The organism is Paraburkholderia sp. SECH2 (genome assembly GCF_030464795.1).
GTDB classification, from domain to species: domain Bacteria; phylum Pseudomonadota; class Gammaproteobacteria; order Burkholderiales; family Burkholderiaceae; genus Paraburkholderia; species Paraburkholderia aspalathi.
Map to the genome: position 1 here is coordinate 478,160 of NZ_JALPRH010000002.1, position 16,516 is coordinate 494,675.

General features: G+C 61.4%; 18 protein-coding genes. 16 read left to right on the forward strand and 2 right to left on the reverse strand.

The features are described 5' to 3' along the window. The first annotated feature begins 15 nt into the window (after window positions 1–15). On the forward strand, window positions 16–1,020 hold the full coding sequence (locus tag M0D66_RS06585) for a S49 family peptidase (RefSeq protein ID WP_200652966.1): 1,005 nt from the start codon (window positions 16–18) through the stop codon (window positions 1,018–1,020). 117 nt (window positions 1,021–1,137) lie between these two features. Here M0D66_RS06585 and M0D66_RS06590 read toward each other — a convergent pair whose 3' ends face one another. Continuing rightward, on the reverse strand, window positions 1,138–1,857 hold the full coding sequence (locus M0D66_RS06590; protein WP_200618368.1) for an SAM-dependent methyltransferase: 720 nt from the start codon (window positions 1,855–1,857) through the stop codon (window positions 1,138–1,140). Next, a complete protein-coding gene (locus M0D66_RS06595) occupies window positions 1,854–2,471 on the reverse strand; it encodes a Maf-like protein (protein WP_266209554.1) in 618 nt (205 codons plus the stop codon). Before M0D66_RS06595 ends, M0D66_RS06590 begins: the two co-directional genes overlap by 4 nt. 269 nt (window positions 2,472–2,740) lie before the next feature. Between M0D66_RS06595 and M0D66_RS06600 the strand changes: the two genes are divergently transcribed. The 15 genes from M0D66_RS06600 (at window position 2,741) to lepA (ending at window position 16,510) form a co-directional block, all read left to right on the forward strand. Next, window positions 2,741–3,385, forward strand: coding sequence for a DUF177 domain-containing protein (locus M0D66_RS06600; protein WP_266209555.1), 645 nt, complete (start codon window positions 2,741–2,743; stop codon window positions 3,383–3,385). Between the two features lie 101 nt (window positions 3,386–3,486). Continuing rightward, on the forward strand, window positions 3,487–3,666 hold the full coding sequence (gene rpmF / locus M0D66_RS06605) for a 50S ribosomal protein L32 (protein ID WP_006051932.1): 180 nt from the start codon (window positions 3,487–3,489) through the stop codon (window positions 3,664–3,666). Between the two features lie 172 nt (window positions 3,667–3,838). Then, window positions 3,839–4,945 (forward strand): phosphate acyltransferase PlsX, encoded by a 1,107-nt coding sequence (gene plsX / locus M0D66_RS06610; protein WP_266209556.1) that lies wholly within the window; start codon window positions 3,839–3,841, stop codon window positions 4,943–4,945. Then, window positions 4,945–5,934 (forward strand): beta-ketoacyl-ACP synthase III, encoded by a 990-nt coding sequence (locus tag M0D66_RS06615; protein ID WP_093640482.1) that lies wholly within the window; start codon window positions 4,945–4,947, stop codon window positions 5,932–5,934. Before plsX ends, M0D66_RS06615 begins: the two co-directional genes overlap by 1 nt. Before the next feature lie 111 nt (window positions 5,935–6,045). Further along, window positions 6,046–6,981: an ACP S-malonyltransferase gene (gene fabD, locus M0D66_RS06620; RefSeq protein WP_266209557.1), complete on the forward strand. Its 936-nt coding sequence runs from the start codon at window positions 6,046–6,048 to the stop codon at window positions 6,979–6,981. A gap of 84 nt (window positions 6,982–7,065) precedes the next feature. Then, entirely contained in the window at window positions 7,066–7,815 is a 750-nt protein-coding gene (fabG, locus tag M0D66_RS06625) for a 3-oxoacyl-ACP reductase FabG (protein WP_093640475.1), read from the forward strand. A 151-nt stretch (window positions 7,816–7,966) separates the two neighbouring features. After that, window positions 7,967–8,206 carry an acyl carrier protein gene (acpP, locus tag M0D66_RS06630; RefSeq protein ID WP_004197638.1) on the forward strand — a complete coding sequence of 80 codons (240 nt, stop codon included), beginning with the start codon at window positions 7,967–7,969 and terminating at the stop codon, window positions 8,204–8,206. A gap of 303 nt (window positions 8,207–8,509) precedes the next feature. Next, window positions 8,510–9,748, forward strand: a complete 1,239-nt coding sequence (gene fabF / locus M0D66_RS06635) for a beta-ketoacyl-ACP synthase II (protein WP_093640472.1) — start codon at window positions 8,510–8,512, stop codon at window positions 9,746–9,748. A gap of 109 nt (window positions 9,749–9,857) precedes the next feature. Further along, window positions 9,858–10,241: a protein YgfX gene (locus M0D66_RS06640; RefSeq protein ID WP_266210363.1), complete on the forward strand. Its 384-nt coding sequence runs from the start codon at window positions 9,858–9,860 to the stop codon at window positions 10,239–10,241. A gap of 101 nt (window positions 10,242–10,342) precedes the next feature. Further along, window positions 10,343–10,942, forward strand: coding sequence for an RNA polymerase sigma factor RpoE (gene rpoE, locus M0D66_RS06645; RefSeq protein ID WP_006051939.1), 600 nt, complete (start codon window positions 10,343–10,345; stop codon window positions 10,940–10,942). A gap of 82 nt (window positions 10,943–11,024) precedes the next feature. Then, window positions 11,025–11,651, forward strand: coding sequence for a sigma-E factor negative regulatory protein (locus M0D66_RS06650; protein ID WP_211706017.1), 627 nt, complete (start codon window positions 11,025–11,027; stop codon window positions 11,649–11,651). A 4-nt stretch (window positions 11,652–11,655) separates the two neighbouring features. Next, a complete protein-coding gene (locus M0D66_RS06655; protein ID WP_093640668.1) occupies window positions 11,656–12,699 on the forward strand; it encodes a MucB/RseB C-terminal domain-containing protein in 1,044 nt (347 codons plus the stop codon). Window positions 12,700–12,736: 37 nt separating this feature from the next. After that, window positions 12,737–14,251, forward strand: coding sequence for a DegQ family serine endoprotease (locus M0D66_RS06660; protein ID WP_211706016.1), 1,515 nt, complete (start codon window positions 12,737–12,739; stop codon window positions 14,249–14,251). After that, window positions 14,248–14,523, forward strand: coding sequence for a glutaredoxin family protein (locus M0D66_RS06665; RefSeq protein ID WP_211706015.1), 276 nt, complete (start codon window positions 14,248–14,250; stop codon window positions 14,521–14,523). Before M0D66_RS06660 ends, M0D66_RS06665 begins: the two co-directional genes overlap by 4 nt. 193 nt (window positions 14,524–14,716) lie before the next feature. After that, window positions 14,717–16,510, forward strand: a complete 1,794-nt coding sequence (gene lepA, locus M0D66_RS06670; protein WP_093640463.1) for a translation elongation factor 4 — start codon at window positions 14,717–14,719, stop codon at window positions 16,508–16,510. The last annotated feature ends 6 nt before the right edge of the window (window positions 16,511–16,516 follow it).

The following is a 16,516-nucleotide window of genomic DNA, read 5'->3' on the forward strand; positions in this document are numbered from 1 at the left end:
TTTCCACTGCACCGCATGTCCGACAATTTGACTCCCGAACCGAAGGAACCGTCCCTGACAGGCCGCCCCCGCACGCCTGCCGATGAGCCGGGCTGGGAGCGCGCCGCGCTCGAGCGCATCGCGCTTGCGGCCATCACCGAGCAACGCGCGGCACGGCGCTGGAAGATCTTCTTCCGGTTTGTGTTCCTGATCGTCCTGCTGCTGGCGGTATGGGGCGCGTTCGATTTCTCGGGCGACAAGGTAACGACCACTGGCCGGCATACGGCCATGATCACGCTTGACGGCGAAATCTCCGCTGATACGAACGCGAACGCGGAAGATATCAACACCGCGCTGGAAAGTGCGTTCGACGATGCGGGTACGGCAGGCGTGATCCTGCGTTGCAACAGCCCGGGCGGCAGCCCGGTGCAGGCGGGCATTATCTACAACGAGATTCGCCGGCTGCGCGCCAAGTATCCGTCGATCCCGTTGTATGTGGTGGTTGGCGATATGTGCGCGTCGGGCGGCTATTACGCGGCCGCGGCGGCCGACAAGATTTACGTGGACAAGGCGAGCATCGTCGGTTCGATTGGCGTGCTGATGGATAGCTTCGGCTTTACCGGCTTGATGGACAAGCTGGGGATCCAGCGCCGCCTGCACACTTCGGGTGAGAACAAGGGCTTTTTCGACCCGTTCTCACCGGAAACGCCGAAGATGGACGAACATGCGCAGGATATGCTCGACCAGATTCACGCACAGTTCATCGACGCCGTGCGTCAAGGTCGCGGCAAACGCCTGCACGAAACGCCGGACATGTTCTCGGGCCTCTTCTGGACGGGGCAGAAGAGCGTCGAGCTGGGGCTTGCAGATGGTCTCGGCGACGCGGATTACGTTGCGCGCGACCTTTTCAAGGCGCCGGATATCGTTGACTACACGGTCAAGGAGAGCATTACGGACCGCGTGGCGCGCAAGTTCGGTGCGGCAGTCGGCAGTGGCGCCGTTCACGCGATGGCGCTTGGCGGGAAGATGAGCTTGCGGTAATTCAATATGGAAAAAGCCCCGTGCGATCGAGTGCTGATCGCGCGGGGCTTTTTTGCTTTTTGACGTTAGTAAACAGCGACCGATCGCCAAGCTGATCGGTTCGAGCCGCGGCAGCGGTCAGACGGCGAGGATCAGGAAAATTGCCGGCCGTTTGTGGAGATCGATCGCCGGTTTCTTTTTCCAGTCGGCCACAGTGCGGCTGGCGATGGTTTCCGTTTCCAGCGTCAGATCGACGGCGACGCAGACCAATGTGGAGGGCGCGCACGTCGCCAGCAAGGTGTCGAGCAGCGGCTTATTCCGATAAGGCGTCTCGATAAAGATCTGCGTTTGTTTGGCTTTGCGCGACTGCTGTTCCAGGTCGCGCAGGCGCTTGGCCCGTTCAGTGGCGTCGACCGGCAGATAGCCGTGGAACGCAAAACTCTGGCCATTCAGGCCGGAAGCCATCAACGCCAGCAGAATCGAGCTCGGCCCGACAAACGGCACGACCTTCACGCCGCGCTCATGCGCGCGGCGCACCAGCAGGGCGCCCGGATCGGCGACCGCCGGGCAACCGGCTTCGGAAACTAGGCCGGCATCCGTCCCCGCCAGCAAAGGCGCGAGCAGTTTGTCGATCTCACCGGCCGGCGTGTTGACGTTCAGTTCGCGAATCTCGATTTCCTGGATCGGTTTTTCGGTGCCGACCTTCTTCAGGAAAGCGCGGGTGGTTTTCGCATTTTCGCCGATGTAATAGCTGAGCGAGGCCGCGCGGGCGCGCACCGGCGCGGGCAGGACGGCGTCGAGGGCGTCGGCATCGCCTTCGCCTAGTGTGTTCGGGATCAGATATAAGGTGCCGCTCATTGCGCCCCCAGGAGTGGATAGCCTACTGCGAGCAGCATGCGCGACAGTGCAATCAGCGGCAGTCCGATCAGCGCGGTCGGGTCGTCCGAGTGAATGGCTTCGAGCAGCGCGATGCCGAGGCCTTCGGATTTGGCGCTGCCCGCGACGTCGTAGGGCGTTTCGGCATGCAGATAGGCGTCCAGCGCGGCGTCCGGCAGGTCACGGAATTGCACGCGAGTGATGATGTCGGCGGTTTGCGCCGCCCCCGAACGGCTGTCGAATAGGCACAGCGCACTATGAAACAGCACTTCGCGGTCGCGCATTGCCTGCAACTGGGCGAGCGCCTTGTCATGTGTGCCGGGCTTGCCGATCTGCAGACCGTCGTAAGTGGCAACCTGATCCGAGCCGATCACGAGTGCGGCTTCACCGGCGCCGAGCCTGGCTGCCGCCGCGCGGGCTTTTGCCTCGGCGAGGCGCAGGGCCGTCACTTCGGGCGTTTCGCCGGCGAGCGGCGTTTCGTCGATTGCCGGCACGACGACTTCGAACGGAATCCGCAGGCGCTCGAGCAGCTCTCGACGATAAGGTGAACTCGACGCCAGGATCAGGCGTGGCGGGCGATTGAGGGAATCTGGCATGTGCAACCAACGGCTAGAGAGGCGGGTCGTACGAGGCTGTGCGGGTGGCGCACGTGTACGGGCTTAAGTGTTTGACTCGAAAAGACAAAACGGATATGATTTCGGGCTTTTCATCGGTATGCTATTGCACAGGCGGGCCGCTGCTTAGGTAGCGCGCTTGGGTCAGTGAGCAATACCGACTGAGCAACGCGGGGCAGCGCATGAGTTCCGCGGACTGCTTTGCAAACCGATTTACCCCCGGCGAAATCCTTGCCGACGCAGGAGCGCACATGACTCAACATCCTGGCAACCCTGCTGGTCTGTCCGACCCGCACGATATCGATCTGTTCGAATTTGCGCGGAGTGGGCGTCAGGCCGCGGGTGTCGTGCGCGTCTCGCAACTGCCGCGCATGTTAAACGAAGTCCCGGTTGAAGCGCCAGACCGCGATACCGCGTTCACCTGGCAAGCCGAAGGGGCGACGCAGCCGGAATTGCAGGACGACGGCACCGAGGGTCCACAGCCTTATCTGAGGCTGGCGATTCACGGTGCTGCATGGCTCGAATGTCAGCGGTGCATGACACCGTATCTGCAGGCGTTCAATGTCGATGCAACTTACCGGATCGTCAGCACTGAGGCGGAAGCCGAAGAGTTTCCGCTCGACGAGGATGAAGTCGAAGTGATCGTGGGCTCGCGCCAGTTCGATCTCATCGACTTGATCGAAGAAGAGTTGCTGCTTTCCTTGCCGCTCGTGCCCAAGCACGAGGTGTGTCCCGAAGTGTACGAGAGCCTTGTCTCTGGTGTGGCTGGAGCAGAAGGCGAGGGCAACGAGGCTGCGCCGGATGAAGCTGGTGAGGGCGGTGAGCCTGAGCGGCCCAATCCGTTTGCGGCGCTCGAAAGTCTCAAGCGCGGTGAGCCGGGCGACAAGAAGCACTGAACAGTTGCATGGGAGCGCGAAGCGGGCGCATTGGCCATTCGGTCAATGGCGGACACCGGGTCGGGCTGTGTTAGAATTCGGAAAATTTTTAGGAGTTAGTCATGGCAGTTCAACAAAATAAGAAGTCGCCGTCGAAGCGCGGCATGCACCGTTCGCACGATTTCCTGACGGCAGCGCCGCTGGCCGTGGAACCGAGCACGGGCGAAGTGCATCTGCGTCACCACGTTAGCCCGAACGGCTACTATCGCGGCAAGAAAGTCGTCAAGACGAAGAACGACTAATCGTTTCACTGCGTTGCGCCCCTTGGCGTTTCGCGTGGCGATCGGCTCGCTTGACATTTTCCCGGCTCGGCAAAAAGGCGGCATTCATCTGCCGCTTTTTTGTGTCGATCGCAGTTGGCGCTTTAGCGCTTACTGTGGTTCCATGCAGGGCGCCTGAAATTCGTCGCACTCCATGACAGTAAAGCTCACGATAGATTGCATGGGAGGCGACCACGGCCCGTCCGTGACCGTTCCCGCAGCCGTCAACTTCGTTCGTTCGCATCCTGATGCTGAGCTCCTGCTCGTCGGCATTGAAAGTGCGATTCGTGCGCAGCTGAAGAAGTTGAAGGCTCAAGACCTGCCGGCGCTGACCGTCGTACCTGCTTCCGAGATCGTCGCCATGGACGATCCGGTCGAAGTCGCGCTGCGCAAGAAAAAAGACTCATCCATGCGCGTGGCGCTCAATCGCGTCAAGGAAAACGAGGCGCAAGCCTGCATTTCCGCCGGCAATACCGGCGCGCTGATGGCGGTCTCGCGCTATGTGCTGAAAACGCTGTCGGGCATCGAACGCCCGGCCATTGCGTCGGCACTGCCCAATCCCAATGGCTACACGATGATGCTCGACCTGGGCGCCAACGTCGATTGCGAGCCGCAGCATCTGCTGCAGTTCGCGGAGATGGGGCACGCGCTCGTGTCCGCGCTCGAGGGCAAGGAGCGGCCCACCATCGGCCTGCTCAACATTGGCGAAGAAGCCATCAAGGGCAACGACACCATCAAACGCGCCGGCGAACTGCTGCGCGCGAGTACACTTAACTTTCACGGTAACGTTGAAGGCAACGACATCTTCAAGGGCACGGTCGACGTGATCGTCTGCGACGGTTTTGTCGGCAATGTCGCGCTGAAGACGTCGGAAGGCCTCGCGCAGATGCTCTCCAACATCATCAGGGAAGAGTTCGGCCGCTCGTGGCTCACCAAGGTGATGGCGGTGCTCGCCTTGCCGGTATTGATGCGCTTCAAGAAGCGCGTCGATCATCGGCAATACAATGGCGCCGCGTTGCTGGGCCTGCGTGGGCTGGTGATCAAAAGCCACGGTTCGGCGGATGCCTACGCGTTTGAGTGGGCTATCAAACGCGGGTATGATGCCGTCAAAAACGGCGTGCTGGAACGCCTTGCGCGAGCAATGGAAGAGAATGCAGGTTCTCTCGAACAGGCAGCGCGCGATGCAAGCGGTGCGGGCCACGCAAGCCCGATCGCAGGCCAGCCAGCCGAGCCCTACGCTGCGCAATCCTCGAAGGCATAATGGCTCAATCGACAATTTATTCCCGCGTGCTGGGCACCGGCAGCTACCTGCCGCCCGGGCGCGTCACCAATCAGGATCTGGCCGAACGTCTCGCCAAGCAGGGTGTCGAGACGAGCGACGAATGGATCGTTGCCCGCACGGGCATCCATGCACGCCACTTCGCCGAACCCGATGTCACCACCAGCGATCTGGCGCTCATCGCCTCGCAACGCGCGATCGAAGCGGCGGATATCGATCCGCAATCCATCGATCTGATCATCGTTGCAACCTCCACGCCTGACTTTGTGTTTCCGAGCACGGCGTGCCTGTTGCAGAACAAGCTCGGCATCAAGAATCACGGCGCGGCATTCGACGTGCAGGCCGTCTGTTCGGGCTTCGCTTATGCGGTGGCAACGGCGGACAGCTTCATTCGTAGCGGCCAGCATCGCACGGCGCTCGTGATCGGCGCGGAAACCTTCTCGCGCATTCTCGATTTCAAGGACCGCACCACCTGCGTGCTGTTCGGCGACGGCGCCGGCGCGGTGATCCTGCAGGCGTCCGAAGAACCGGGCGTGCTGGCGAGCGCTCTGCACGCCGACGGCAGCCATTCGAACATTCTCTGCACGCCGGGCAATGTGAACGGCGGTGTGATCGAAGGCAGCGCGTTCCTGCATATGGACGGCCAGGCTGTATTCAAGCTCGCGGTCAATGTGCTCGAAAAGGTCGCGGTCGAGGCACTTGCAAAAGCGAATCTGTCGGCCGAGCAGATCGACTGGCTGATTCCGCATCAGGCCAATATCCGCATCATGCAAAGCACCTGCCGCAAGCTCGGCTTGCCGCAGGAACGCATGGTCGTCACGGTGGGCGAGCACGGCAATACGTCGGCTGCGTCCATTCCGCTCGCATTCGACGTCGCGGTGCGCGACGGCCGCATCAAGCGCGGCCAGAACGTGCTGATCGAAGGCGTCGGCGGCGGCTTCACCTGGGGCGCGTCGGTTATCCGCTACTGATAGCGGCGACGTTATGGCGAGCGCTCTTTGCGGCGCTCGGCTACGCTTGAGCGCGCTTGCCATCAATCGGGCGCGCCACCCACATCTGACAACATCGATTTTGGGGACGATATGAAATTTGCGTTCGTTTTTCCTGGGCAAGGTTCGCAGTCGGTTGGCATGCTTAACGCATTCGCCGATCACGCGGTCGTGCGTGAGACGGTTCAGGAAGCGTCCGACGCGCTCAATCAGGACCTCGGCAAGCTGATCGCCGAAGGCCCCGCCGAAGATCTGAACCTCACCACCAATACCCAACCGGTCATGCTGACCGCCGCGTACGCGATTTACCGCGCGTGGCAGCAGGCCGGCGGCCCGAAGCCGGCTATCGTCGCCGGTCATAGCCTCGGCGAATACACCGCGCTGGTCGCGGCAGGCGCGATCGCGTTTCGCGATGCCGTGCCGCTCGTGCGTTTTCGCGCGCAAGCTATGCAAACGGCCGTGCCGGTCGGCGTTGGCGGCATGGCCGCGATTCTCGGCCTCGATGACGATACGGTCCGCGCGGTTTGCGCCGAAGCGTCGGTCGCGGGTGTCGTCGAAGCGGTGAATTTCAACGCGCCGGCGCAAGTCGTGATCGCGGGTCACAAGGCCGCCGTCGAAAAGGCCTGCGAAGTTGCGAAGGCGAAGGGCGCCAAGCGCGCGTTGCCGCTGCCGGTGTCGGCGCCGTTCCACTCGTCGCTGTTGAAGCCCGCGTCGGATCAATTGCGCGAGTATCTGGCCAGCGTCGACGTGCAGGTGCCGTCGATTCCGGTGATCAACAACGTCGACGTCGCGGTGGTCAACGAGCCGGCAAAGATCAAGGACGCGCTGGTGCGTCAGGCAGCCGGTCCGGTGCGCTGGGTCGAAAGCGTGCAGGCAATGGCTGCGCAAGGCGTCGCGCATGTGATCGAATGCGGTCCGGGCAAGGTCCTCGCGGGCTTGACGAAGCGTATCGACGGCAATCTGGTCGGCGCTTCGGTGTTCGACCCGGCTTCGCTCGAAGAAACGCTCAAGCTGGTGACGGCGGGCTAAACGCAGCCTCCTGGGGCGCCAGCAGGGCACCAGGCCTGACATCAAGAATCAATCAGCCCTCCGAAAGGGCATTCGGACTGACAGATGGAAAAGACTCTCGACAAGCAAATCGCAATCGTGACGGGCGCATCGCGCGGCATCGGCCGTGCGATCGCGCTGGAACTGGCGCGCCAGGGCGCGACGGTGATCGGCACGGCAACCAGCGAAAGCGGCGCGGCAGCGATCAGCGAAGCCTTTAACGCGGCTGGCGTAAGCGGCCGCGGCGCGGTGCTCAACGTCAACGACGCCGCCGCAGCCGAAGCGCTGATCGACGGCACCGTGAAGGAATTCGGCGCGCTGCACGTGCTGGTGAACAACGCCGGCATCACGCAGGACCAGCTCGCCATGCGCATGAAGGACGACGACTGGGACGCGGTGATCGACACCAATCTCAAGTCGGTCTTCCGCCTGTCGCGCGCGGTGCTGCGTCCGATGATGAAGGCCAAGGGTGGCCGGATCATCAACATCACGTCGGTGGTCGGCTCGGCCGGCAACCCGGGGCAGGTCAACTATGCAGCCGCGAAAGCGGGCGTAGCAGGCATGACGCGTGCGTTGGCACGCGAGATCGGCAGCCGCGGCATCACGGTGAATTGCGTGGCGCCAGGCTTCATCGATACCGACATGACCAAGACCCTGCCGGAAGAGCAGCAAGCCGCACTGAAGACGCAGATTCCGCTCGGCCGCCTCGGCAGCCCGGACGACATCGCACACGCTGTGGCGTTCCTCGCGTCGCCGCAAGCGGGCTATATCACCGGCACGACATTGCATGTGAACGGCGGAATGTACATGTCGTAACCAAATTCGGTTACTATCCGCGCCTTGACGCGTTTGCAAAAGCGTAAGGCGCATGCCTTGACAGGAACCCGATGCGCCGCTTTTTTGCCGGGTCAAACCTGATAAAATGCGCGCACCTGTATTTTTGAACTTCTTTTCCCTTGGAGGGGTAATGGACAATATCGAACAGCGCGTCAAGAAGATCGTCGCAGAACAACTGGGCGTTGCAGAAGCTGAGATCAAGAACGAAGCTTCGTTCGTGAACGACCTCGGCGCCGACTCGCTCGACACCGTTGAACTCGTGATGGCCCTCGAAGACGAATTCGGCATGGAAATTCCGGATGAAGAAGCCGAGAAGATCACTACCGTTCAGCAAGCGATCGACTACGCTCGCGCGAACGTCAAGGCCTAAAGTCATTCGCGCCTGCGTTTCTGCGTTGGCGGCGTATGACGCCCTGCCGTGTCGGTTTCCGACGCCAGCAGGGCTGGCGCTTTTTGCCGTGCAGGAGCCAGCGATGTTGACAGCGCAACTTTTCGCGCGATTGCCGACTTTCAAGAAAACGCCGGGCCGCCCCAAGTTTTCTTGCCCCTCTCGGGGGGACCTGGTGCGAAGCGCCGGGGGTAGGGGGCGGCTAACAGCCACAGGGCACACAGGGCAGGTTCCTGTGGCCGCTGTGGCTTTTGTGCTTTTGTCATCTATGAAAAAGGGGTTACCGTGAGCCGCCGTCGTGTTGTTGTTACAGGCCTGGGGCTGATTTCGCCTGTTGGCAATAATGTTGCCGACGGCTGGGCCAATCTGGTCGCCGGCAAGTCGGGTATTGCCAATATCACGAAGTTCGATGCGTCGAACTTCTCGACTCGTTTCGCCGGCGAGGTGAAGGGCTTCAACATCGAGGACTACATCCCCGGTAAGGAAGCGCGCCACATGGATACGTTTATCCATTACGGCGTCGCGGCCGGCATCCAGGCGATGCAGGACAGCGGCCTCGAAGTCACCGACGAAAATTCGGAGCGCATCGGCGTGGTGGTCGGTTCGGGCATCGGCGGTCTGCCGATGATCGAAGCGACGCAAACCGAGCTGCTCAATCGCGGCCCGCGCCGTATTTCGCCGTTCTTCGTGCCGGCATCGATCATCAACATGATCTCCGGTCACCTGTCGATCAAGTTCGGCATCAAGGGTCCGAATCTCGCCATCGTTACCGCGTGTACCACGGGTCTGCACTGTATCGGCGAGGCTTCGCGCCTGATCGAATACGGCGACGCCGACGTGATGATCGCAGGCGGTGCCGAATCGACCGTGTCGCCGCTCGGCGTCGGTGGCTTTGCGGCGGCGCGTGCGCTGTCGCAACGCAATGACGATCCGGCAACGGCGAGCCGTCCGTGGGACAAGGATCGCGACGGTTTCGTGCTGGGCGAAGGCGCCGGCGTGATGGTGCTCGAAGAGTACGAACACGCGAAGGCGCGTGGCGCGAAGATTTACGCCGAAATCAGCGGCTACGGGATGAGCGGCGACGCCTATCACATGACCGCTCCGCTGGAAGATGGCGACGGCGCGCGCCGCTGCATGCTGGCCGCGTTGAAGAATGCGGGCATCAATTCGGATCAGGTGAATTACCTGAACGCGCACGGCACGTCCACGCCGCTGGGCGACCTGGCTGAAACCACCGGCATCAAGCGCGCTTTCGGCGACCACGCCAAAGACATGGTCGTGAATTCGACCAAGTCGATGACAGGTCACCTGTTGGGCGGCGCCGGCGGTCTGGAGTCCGTGTTCACCGTGCTCGCCGTGCATCATCAGGTGTCGCCGCCGACAATCAACATCTTCAATCAGGATCCCGCCTGCGATCTCGATTACTGCGCCAACACCGCGCGGGAGATGAAGATCGACGTCGCGCTGAAGAACTCGTTCGGGTTCGGCGGCACGAATGGCACGCTGGTCTTCAAGCGCGCCTGATCGCTTGCTGACACGCCAGTCGAAAACGCCGGCTTGCCCGGCGGTTTCCCTCGAATCGGCAACGCCCGACGGAGCGCCACAGCGGATCACGTTGCGGCGCTCCGTCGCCATGCGCGCCGCTTTGGGTATGTTCGTCCTGATGGCGACTGGCGCTGCCTATACATGCTTCGCGTCGCATCTGGGCGCCTGGCAGGCGGTTCCGTTGACGCTTGCCGTGTGGGCGCTGCTGACGCTCTGTGCGGTAAAGCATGAGCATGCGCAGCCGGTCGCGCTGAAAATCGGCCCAGACGGAGTGTCCACCTGGAACCGGGCCGGCAGTTTGTTGACGCAGGGTCGCATTGCCGGCTGTGCGCAATGGAGCGGTCGCCTGCTCGTTCTGGCGCTGGCGCCGGATCATGGGCGCTGCCGCACGCTGCTTCTTGCTGCCGACGCGCTTCCTGCGTCCGTTTTCCGGGAGCTGGCCGTGCTGGGCCGGCGTGGCGCCGGCGCCTGACTGTAACGACTGTAACCGCTGTTACCGGAGTAACGTGCCGCGATGATGGGGACGCTACAATGGTCCCCCGCCATGCGCCCTATAGTTAACGGATTTATCAGGTGAGCGAAAAAGAAATTGATCAGGTGCTGGTCGAGCGCGTCCAGAAGGGCGACAAGGCCGCGTTCGAGCTTCTGGTCTCCAAATACCACCGCAAGATTCTCCGGCTGATCTCCCGCCTCGTGCGGGACCCGGCCGAAGTGGAAGACGTCGCTCAGGACGCCTTTATCAAGGCGTACCGGGCGTTGCCGCAATTTCGCGGCGAATCGGCCTTTTATACGTGGTTGTACCGGATTGCGGTCAATACGGCAAAGAACTACCTTGCGACCCAAGGGCGGCGCGCACCGACTTCGACCGAAGCAGATGCTGAAGAAGCTGAAACTTTCTCGGACGCCGACCAACTAAGGGATATCAACACGCCTGAGTCGATGTTGATGAGCAAGCAGATCGCTGAGACGGTCAATGCTGCGATGGCGGTTTTACCGGAAGAGTTGCGCACCGCCATTACTCTTCGTGAAATTGAAGGTTTGAGTTACGAGGAAATCGCTGAGATGATGGGTTGCCCAATTGGCACAGTCAGATCACGAATTTTCCGCGCTCGCGAAGCCATTGCGGCAAAATTGCGTCCGTTGCTTGACACACCTGAAGGCAAGCGCTGGTAAACACCAGCCCGCCGGACGGGGCGCGGGTGCAATATCTGGATTAGTGGTGTCACTACGGGGTATTTGTAAGATGGGGAGCATCATGGGGTCGGTCTCGATGCAATCGCAAGCCAGCTCGCGCGGCGAGCGTCTGTCCGCTTTTGTCGACGGTGAGCTGTTCGGCGAAGAGCATCTGAACACGTTTGTTTCCGAACTGGACGGCGAAGATCGTGCCGCCTGGTCGTGCTATCACCTGATCGGCGACGCTTTGCGTTCCGACGATCTGGCGGTCAGCCCGGCGGCGAGCAGCGCGTTTCTGAGCGGTTTTGCCGCACGTTTCGACAATGAGCCGCACGTGCTCGCGCCTGCTGCAATGCCGGTCGCGCGGCGTTTGCTGGCGCTGCGCCGCCGCGTTGTGCCGGCGTTTGCTGTTGCCGCCGCCGCTGCCACGCTGACGTGGATCGTCGTGCCGCAACTGCAAGGCGTGCCGGGCGGCCCGGGTGTGGCGCAAGTTGCGTCGACCCAGTCGCATGGTGGTTCGCTGCAACGTGTGGCTATGGCGTCGGTGCCGGCCGCTACGCTCCAGCCGGTTGCGCAAGACGCCAACATCATTCGTGACGCCAGTCTCGATCAGTATCTGGAAGCTCACCAGCAATTCGCGCAACAGCCGGTCATGCCGGGCTCGATGCCGCTGATTCGCGCTGCCGCCGTTTCTACGCAAGGCCAATAGTTTGATGCAGACTCCGCGGTTGAATAAAACGACTATCTGGGGGCGGCTGCCGGCATTTCTGTTCTGCGCAGCCGTATTGTTGTCCGCCACGCCGCGGGTCTTTGCACAAACCGACGATCCGCTCGTCGCCCGTCGCACGGCCGCAGAGCTGCTCGATCGCATTCATCAGGCTGCCCAGCAGCAGAACTACGAGGGTGCGTTTGTCTATCAGCGCGGCAATTTCGTCCAGACGTCGCGGATCGCGCACTACGCGACCCGTACTGACGGCGAATTCGAGCAACTCGAAAGCCTCGACGGCAAGCCGCGCAAAATGCTTCGTCACAACGAAGATCTCTACACGTTCGTGCCCGAGCGACATCTGTGCGTGGTCGAGAAGCGCCAGAACAAAGATTCGTTTCCCGCGCTGCTCGCTGTAAGCGGCGAGCAGGTGCTGTCCGTCTACGAGCCGAAGCTGCTCGGCGACGACCGCGTCGCGGGTATCGATAGCCAGGTAATCGAGCTCGATCCGAAAGACGCATATCGCTTTGCTTACAAACTGTGGGCCGACAAGAAGACCGGCCTGCTGTTGCGTGCGCAAACGCTCGATCCGAACGGCCAGGTGCTCGAACAGTTGTCGTTTTCGCAGATTCGTATCGGCGTGCCGGTCGACAAGACCGCCATCGTCAACGGCATTCGTAATACAACGGGTTGGACGGTAGTGCGTCCGCCGGTCGAGCCGGTCGATATGGCTGCGCAAGGCTGGCAAATCACGCCGACGGTGCCGGGCTTCCGCAAGATTCGCGAGCTTCGCCGTCCCATGGCCGCGCGTGACCCCGGCCAGCCCACCATTCCGGTTGATCAGGCTGTATTCTCCGACGGCCTTGCGGCCATTTCGGTATTCGTCGAGCCGGTCGAGAACAATACTCGCAAGGAAGGCGCGGGCAGTAGCGGCGCCACGCACGTGCTGGTCAAGCGGCGCGGCGACTTCTGGATTACTCTGCTTGGTGAAGTGCCCCAGACCACATTGCAGCAATTTGCGTCTGCCATAGAATATAAAGCTCCGAAGTAATCCTCCGAATCACACGAATCCCTCGGCTTGCTACGATATGACGACTTTCTCGGTGCGCAAATTCCTCGCGGCCGCGGTGGTAGCGGCGTGTTTGCCGCTCGTGCCGCACACGGCATCGGCCGCTCCCGCAGCCAATCTGCCCGACTTTACTGACCTCGTCGACAAGGTCGGCCCGGCAGTCGTCAACATTCGCACGACCACGCGCGTGTCGACCAGCGGTGCTCGCGGCGGGTTGCCGCCAGGCATGGACGACGGCGACATGTCGGAGTTTTTCCGGCGCTTCTTCGGCATCCCGTTACCGCAGTCGCCGCAATCGCCGGGTTCGCCACGCGGTGGCGACAACGGTGGCAGCGGCAGTGGCGGCAACCAGGACTCGCCGGATAACAGCGATCCCGAACAGAACAGCGGCGTCGGCTCAGGCTTCATTCTGTCGGCGGACGGCTACGTGATGACCAACGCGCACGTCGTGGACGACGCAGACACCATTTACGTCACTCTCACTGACAAGCGCGAGTTCAAAGCCAAACTGATCGGCGTGGACGATCGGACCGATGTTGCCGTCGTGAAGATCAGCGCGGCCAACTTGCCGACCATCACGATCGGTGATTCGAACAAGGTGCGGGTGGGCGAGTGGGTGGTGGCAATCGGTTCGCCGTTTGGTCTCGAGAACACGGTGACAGCCGGTATCGTCAGCGCCAAGGGGCGCGATACGGGCGATTATCTGCCGTTCATCCAGACTGACGTGGCCGTCAATCCGGGTAATTCGGGCGGTCCGCTGATCAATATGCAGGGCGAAGTGATCGGCATCAATTCGCAGATTTACAGCCGTACTGGCGGCTTCATGGGCATCTCGTTCGCGATTCCGATCGACGAGGCGATGCGCGTGGCCGATCAGCTGAAGGCATCGGGCAAAGTCGTGCGTGGCCGGATCGCGGTGGCGATCGGTGAAGTCACTAAAGATGTTGCCGATTCGCTTGGTTTGCCGAAGGCGCAGGGCGCGCTGGTCAGCAGCGTCGAACCGGGTGGCCCGGCAGACAAAGCCGGCGTGCAGCCGGGCGACATCATCCTGAAGTTCAATGGCCATTCGGTCGACACGGCAACGGACTTGCCGCGTATGGTCGGCGATACGAAGCCGGGCACCAAGTCGACCATTACGATCTGGCGCAAGGGTCAGACGCGCGATCTGCCTGTCACGATTGCCGAGATGCAGCCGGACAAGACCACCAAGGCGGATGATAAGAAGCCGCCGGTGCCGAAGCAGCGCGCCACGAACGTGTTGGGTCTTGCCGTTAGCGATATCCCCGCCGACCAGATGAAGGCGCTGAAGCTGCGCAACGGTGTGCAGATCGACGCGGTAGACGGCCCGGCCGTGCGCGTTGGACTGCAAAAGGGCGACATCGTCCTGCGTGTGGGCGATACGGATATCACGAGCGCGAAGCAGTTCGACGAGCTGACAGCGCACCTCGACCCGCAGAAGATGGTTGCGTTGCTGGTCCGTCGCGGCGAGAACACGCAGTTCGTGCCGATTCGCCCGCGCAGCGCCCAGAAATGAAGTCAATGGCGCCACTCACGCTCTACGGGCGCGCGTGGTGCCACTTATGCGACGACATGCGCGCCGCGCTCGAGCCGTTGCTGGCCGAATTCGCTGCGCAAGTCGTCGTGATCGACGTCGACACGGATCCTTTGCTGGAAGCCCGTTATAACGAGCTGGTTCCGGTTCTGGTCTGTGACGGCGTCGAACTGTGTCACTATCACCTTGACGTGGCGCGGGTTCGCGCCGCGCTTACTGCACGCGTTGTAGTAACCCATCCGGGATCCGGTTAAGGGTCCAAAACAGGCGCGAACGTGCGCTGTTCACACCCCGTTTCACGTCTCTCCTAAGCCGTCTTTTCCGCCCGAGCCTTGCAAGATGCGCCGGGCGATAGCCTTTTCGGCTAAAATAGATAGGTTTTTCACCTACTTACAAGGCGTGCTCCGCTATTGTCCGAGCGCGCCTTTTTTGCTTGATCGGCACTGAATGGATCATATTCGTAACTTCTCGATCATTGCGCACATCGACCATGGCAAGTCGACGCTCGCTGATCGCATCATCCAGATCTGCGGTGGCTTGTCCGACCGCGAGATGGAATCTCAAGTGCTCGACTCGATGGATCTCGAGCGCGAGCGCGGTATCACCATCAAGGCACAAACTGCTGCACTGACGTACAAAGCCCGTGACGGGCAGATCTACAACCTGAACATGATCGATACGCCGGGCCACGTCGACTTCTCGTACGAAGTCAGCCGCTCGCTGTCCGCGTGTGAAGGCGCGTTGCTGGTCGTTGACGCAAGCCAGGGCGTGGAAGCGCAAACCGTCGCCAACTGCTACACCGCGATCGAACTCGGTGTCGACGTTATTCCGGTGCTCAACAAGATCGATCTGCCGGCCGCGAATCCCGAGAACGCGATCGAAGAAATCGAAGACGTGATCGGTATCGACGCAACCGATGCGACGCGTTGCAGCGCGAAGACCGGCCTCGGCGTGGAAGACGTACTCGAAGCGCTGGTCGCTAAAGTGCCGCCGCCCAAGGGCGATCCGGAAGCACCGCTGCAGGCGCTGATCATCGACTCGTGGTTCGATAACTACGTGGGCGTCGTGATGCTGGTGCGTATCGTCAACGGCACGCTGCGCCCGAAAGACAAGATCCGAATGATGGCGACCGGCGCGCAGTATCCGGTCGAGCATATCGGCGTGTTTACGCCGAAGTCGAAGAACCTCGAATCGCTGTCGGCGGGGCAGGTGGGTTTCATCATCGCCGGCATCAAGGAATTGGCCGCTGCGAAGGTGGGGGACACCGTCACGCTGTTGAACCGTCCTGCTGCCGAACCGCTGCCGGGCTTCAAGGAAGTGAAGCCGCAGGTGTTCGCCGGTCTCTATCCGGTCGAAGCGAACCAGTATGACGCGCTGCGCGACTCGCTGGAAAAGCTGAAGCTGAACGACGCCTCGCTGATGTACGAGCCGGAAGTGTCGCAGGCGCTCGGCTTCGGTTTCCGTTGCGGCTTCCTCGGCCTGCTGCACATGGAGATCGTGCAGGAGCGTCTCGAGCGCGAGTTCGACATGGACCTGATCACCACGGCGCCGACCGTGGTGTACGAAGTTCTGCAGCGCGATGGCACGATCCTCATGGTCGAAAACCCGGCCAAGATGCCGGAGCCCTCGAAGATCGAAGAAGTGCGCGAGCCGATCGTCACCGTGAATCTGTACATGCCGCAAGACTACGTCGGCTCGGTGATCACGCTGTGTACGCAAAAGCGCGGCAACCAGATCAACATGCAGTACCACGGCCGTCAGGTGCAGTTGACCTACGAAATCCCGATGGGCGAAGTCGTGCTCGATTTCTTCGATCGTCTGAAGTCCATCTCGCGCGGCTACGCGTCGATGGATTACGAGTTCAAGGAATATCGCGCGGCCGACGTCGTGAAGGTCGACATGCTGATCAACGGCGACAAGGTGGACGCCTTGTCCGTGATCGTGCACCGTTCGCAAAGCCAGTATCGCGGCCGTGAAGTCGCGGCGAAAATGCGTGAACTGATTCCGCGCCAGATGTACGACGTGGCGATTCAGGCCACCATCGGTTCGAACATTATTGCCCGCGAGAACATTAAAGCCTTGCGTAAGAACGTGCTGGCAAAATGCTACGGCGGCGACATTTCCCGTAAGAAGAAACTGCTCGAGAAACAAAAGGCAGGCAAGAAGCGAATGAAGCAGGTCGGGTCCGTCGAGATTCCGCAAGAAGCTTTCCTCGCGATTCTGCGTGTCGAAGACAAATAAGACGAA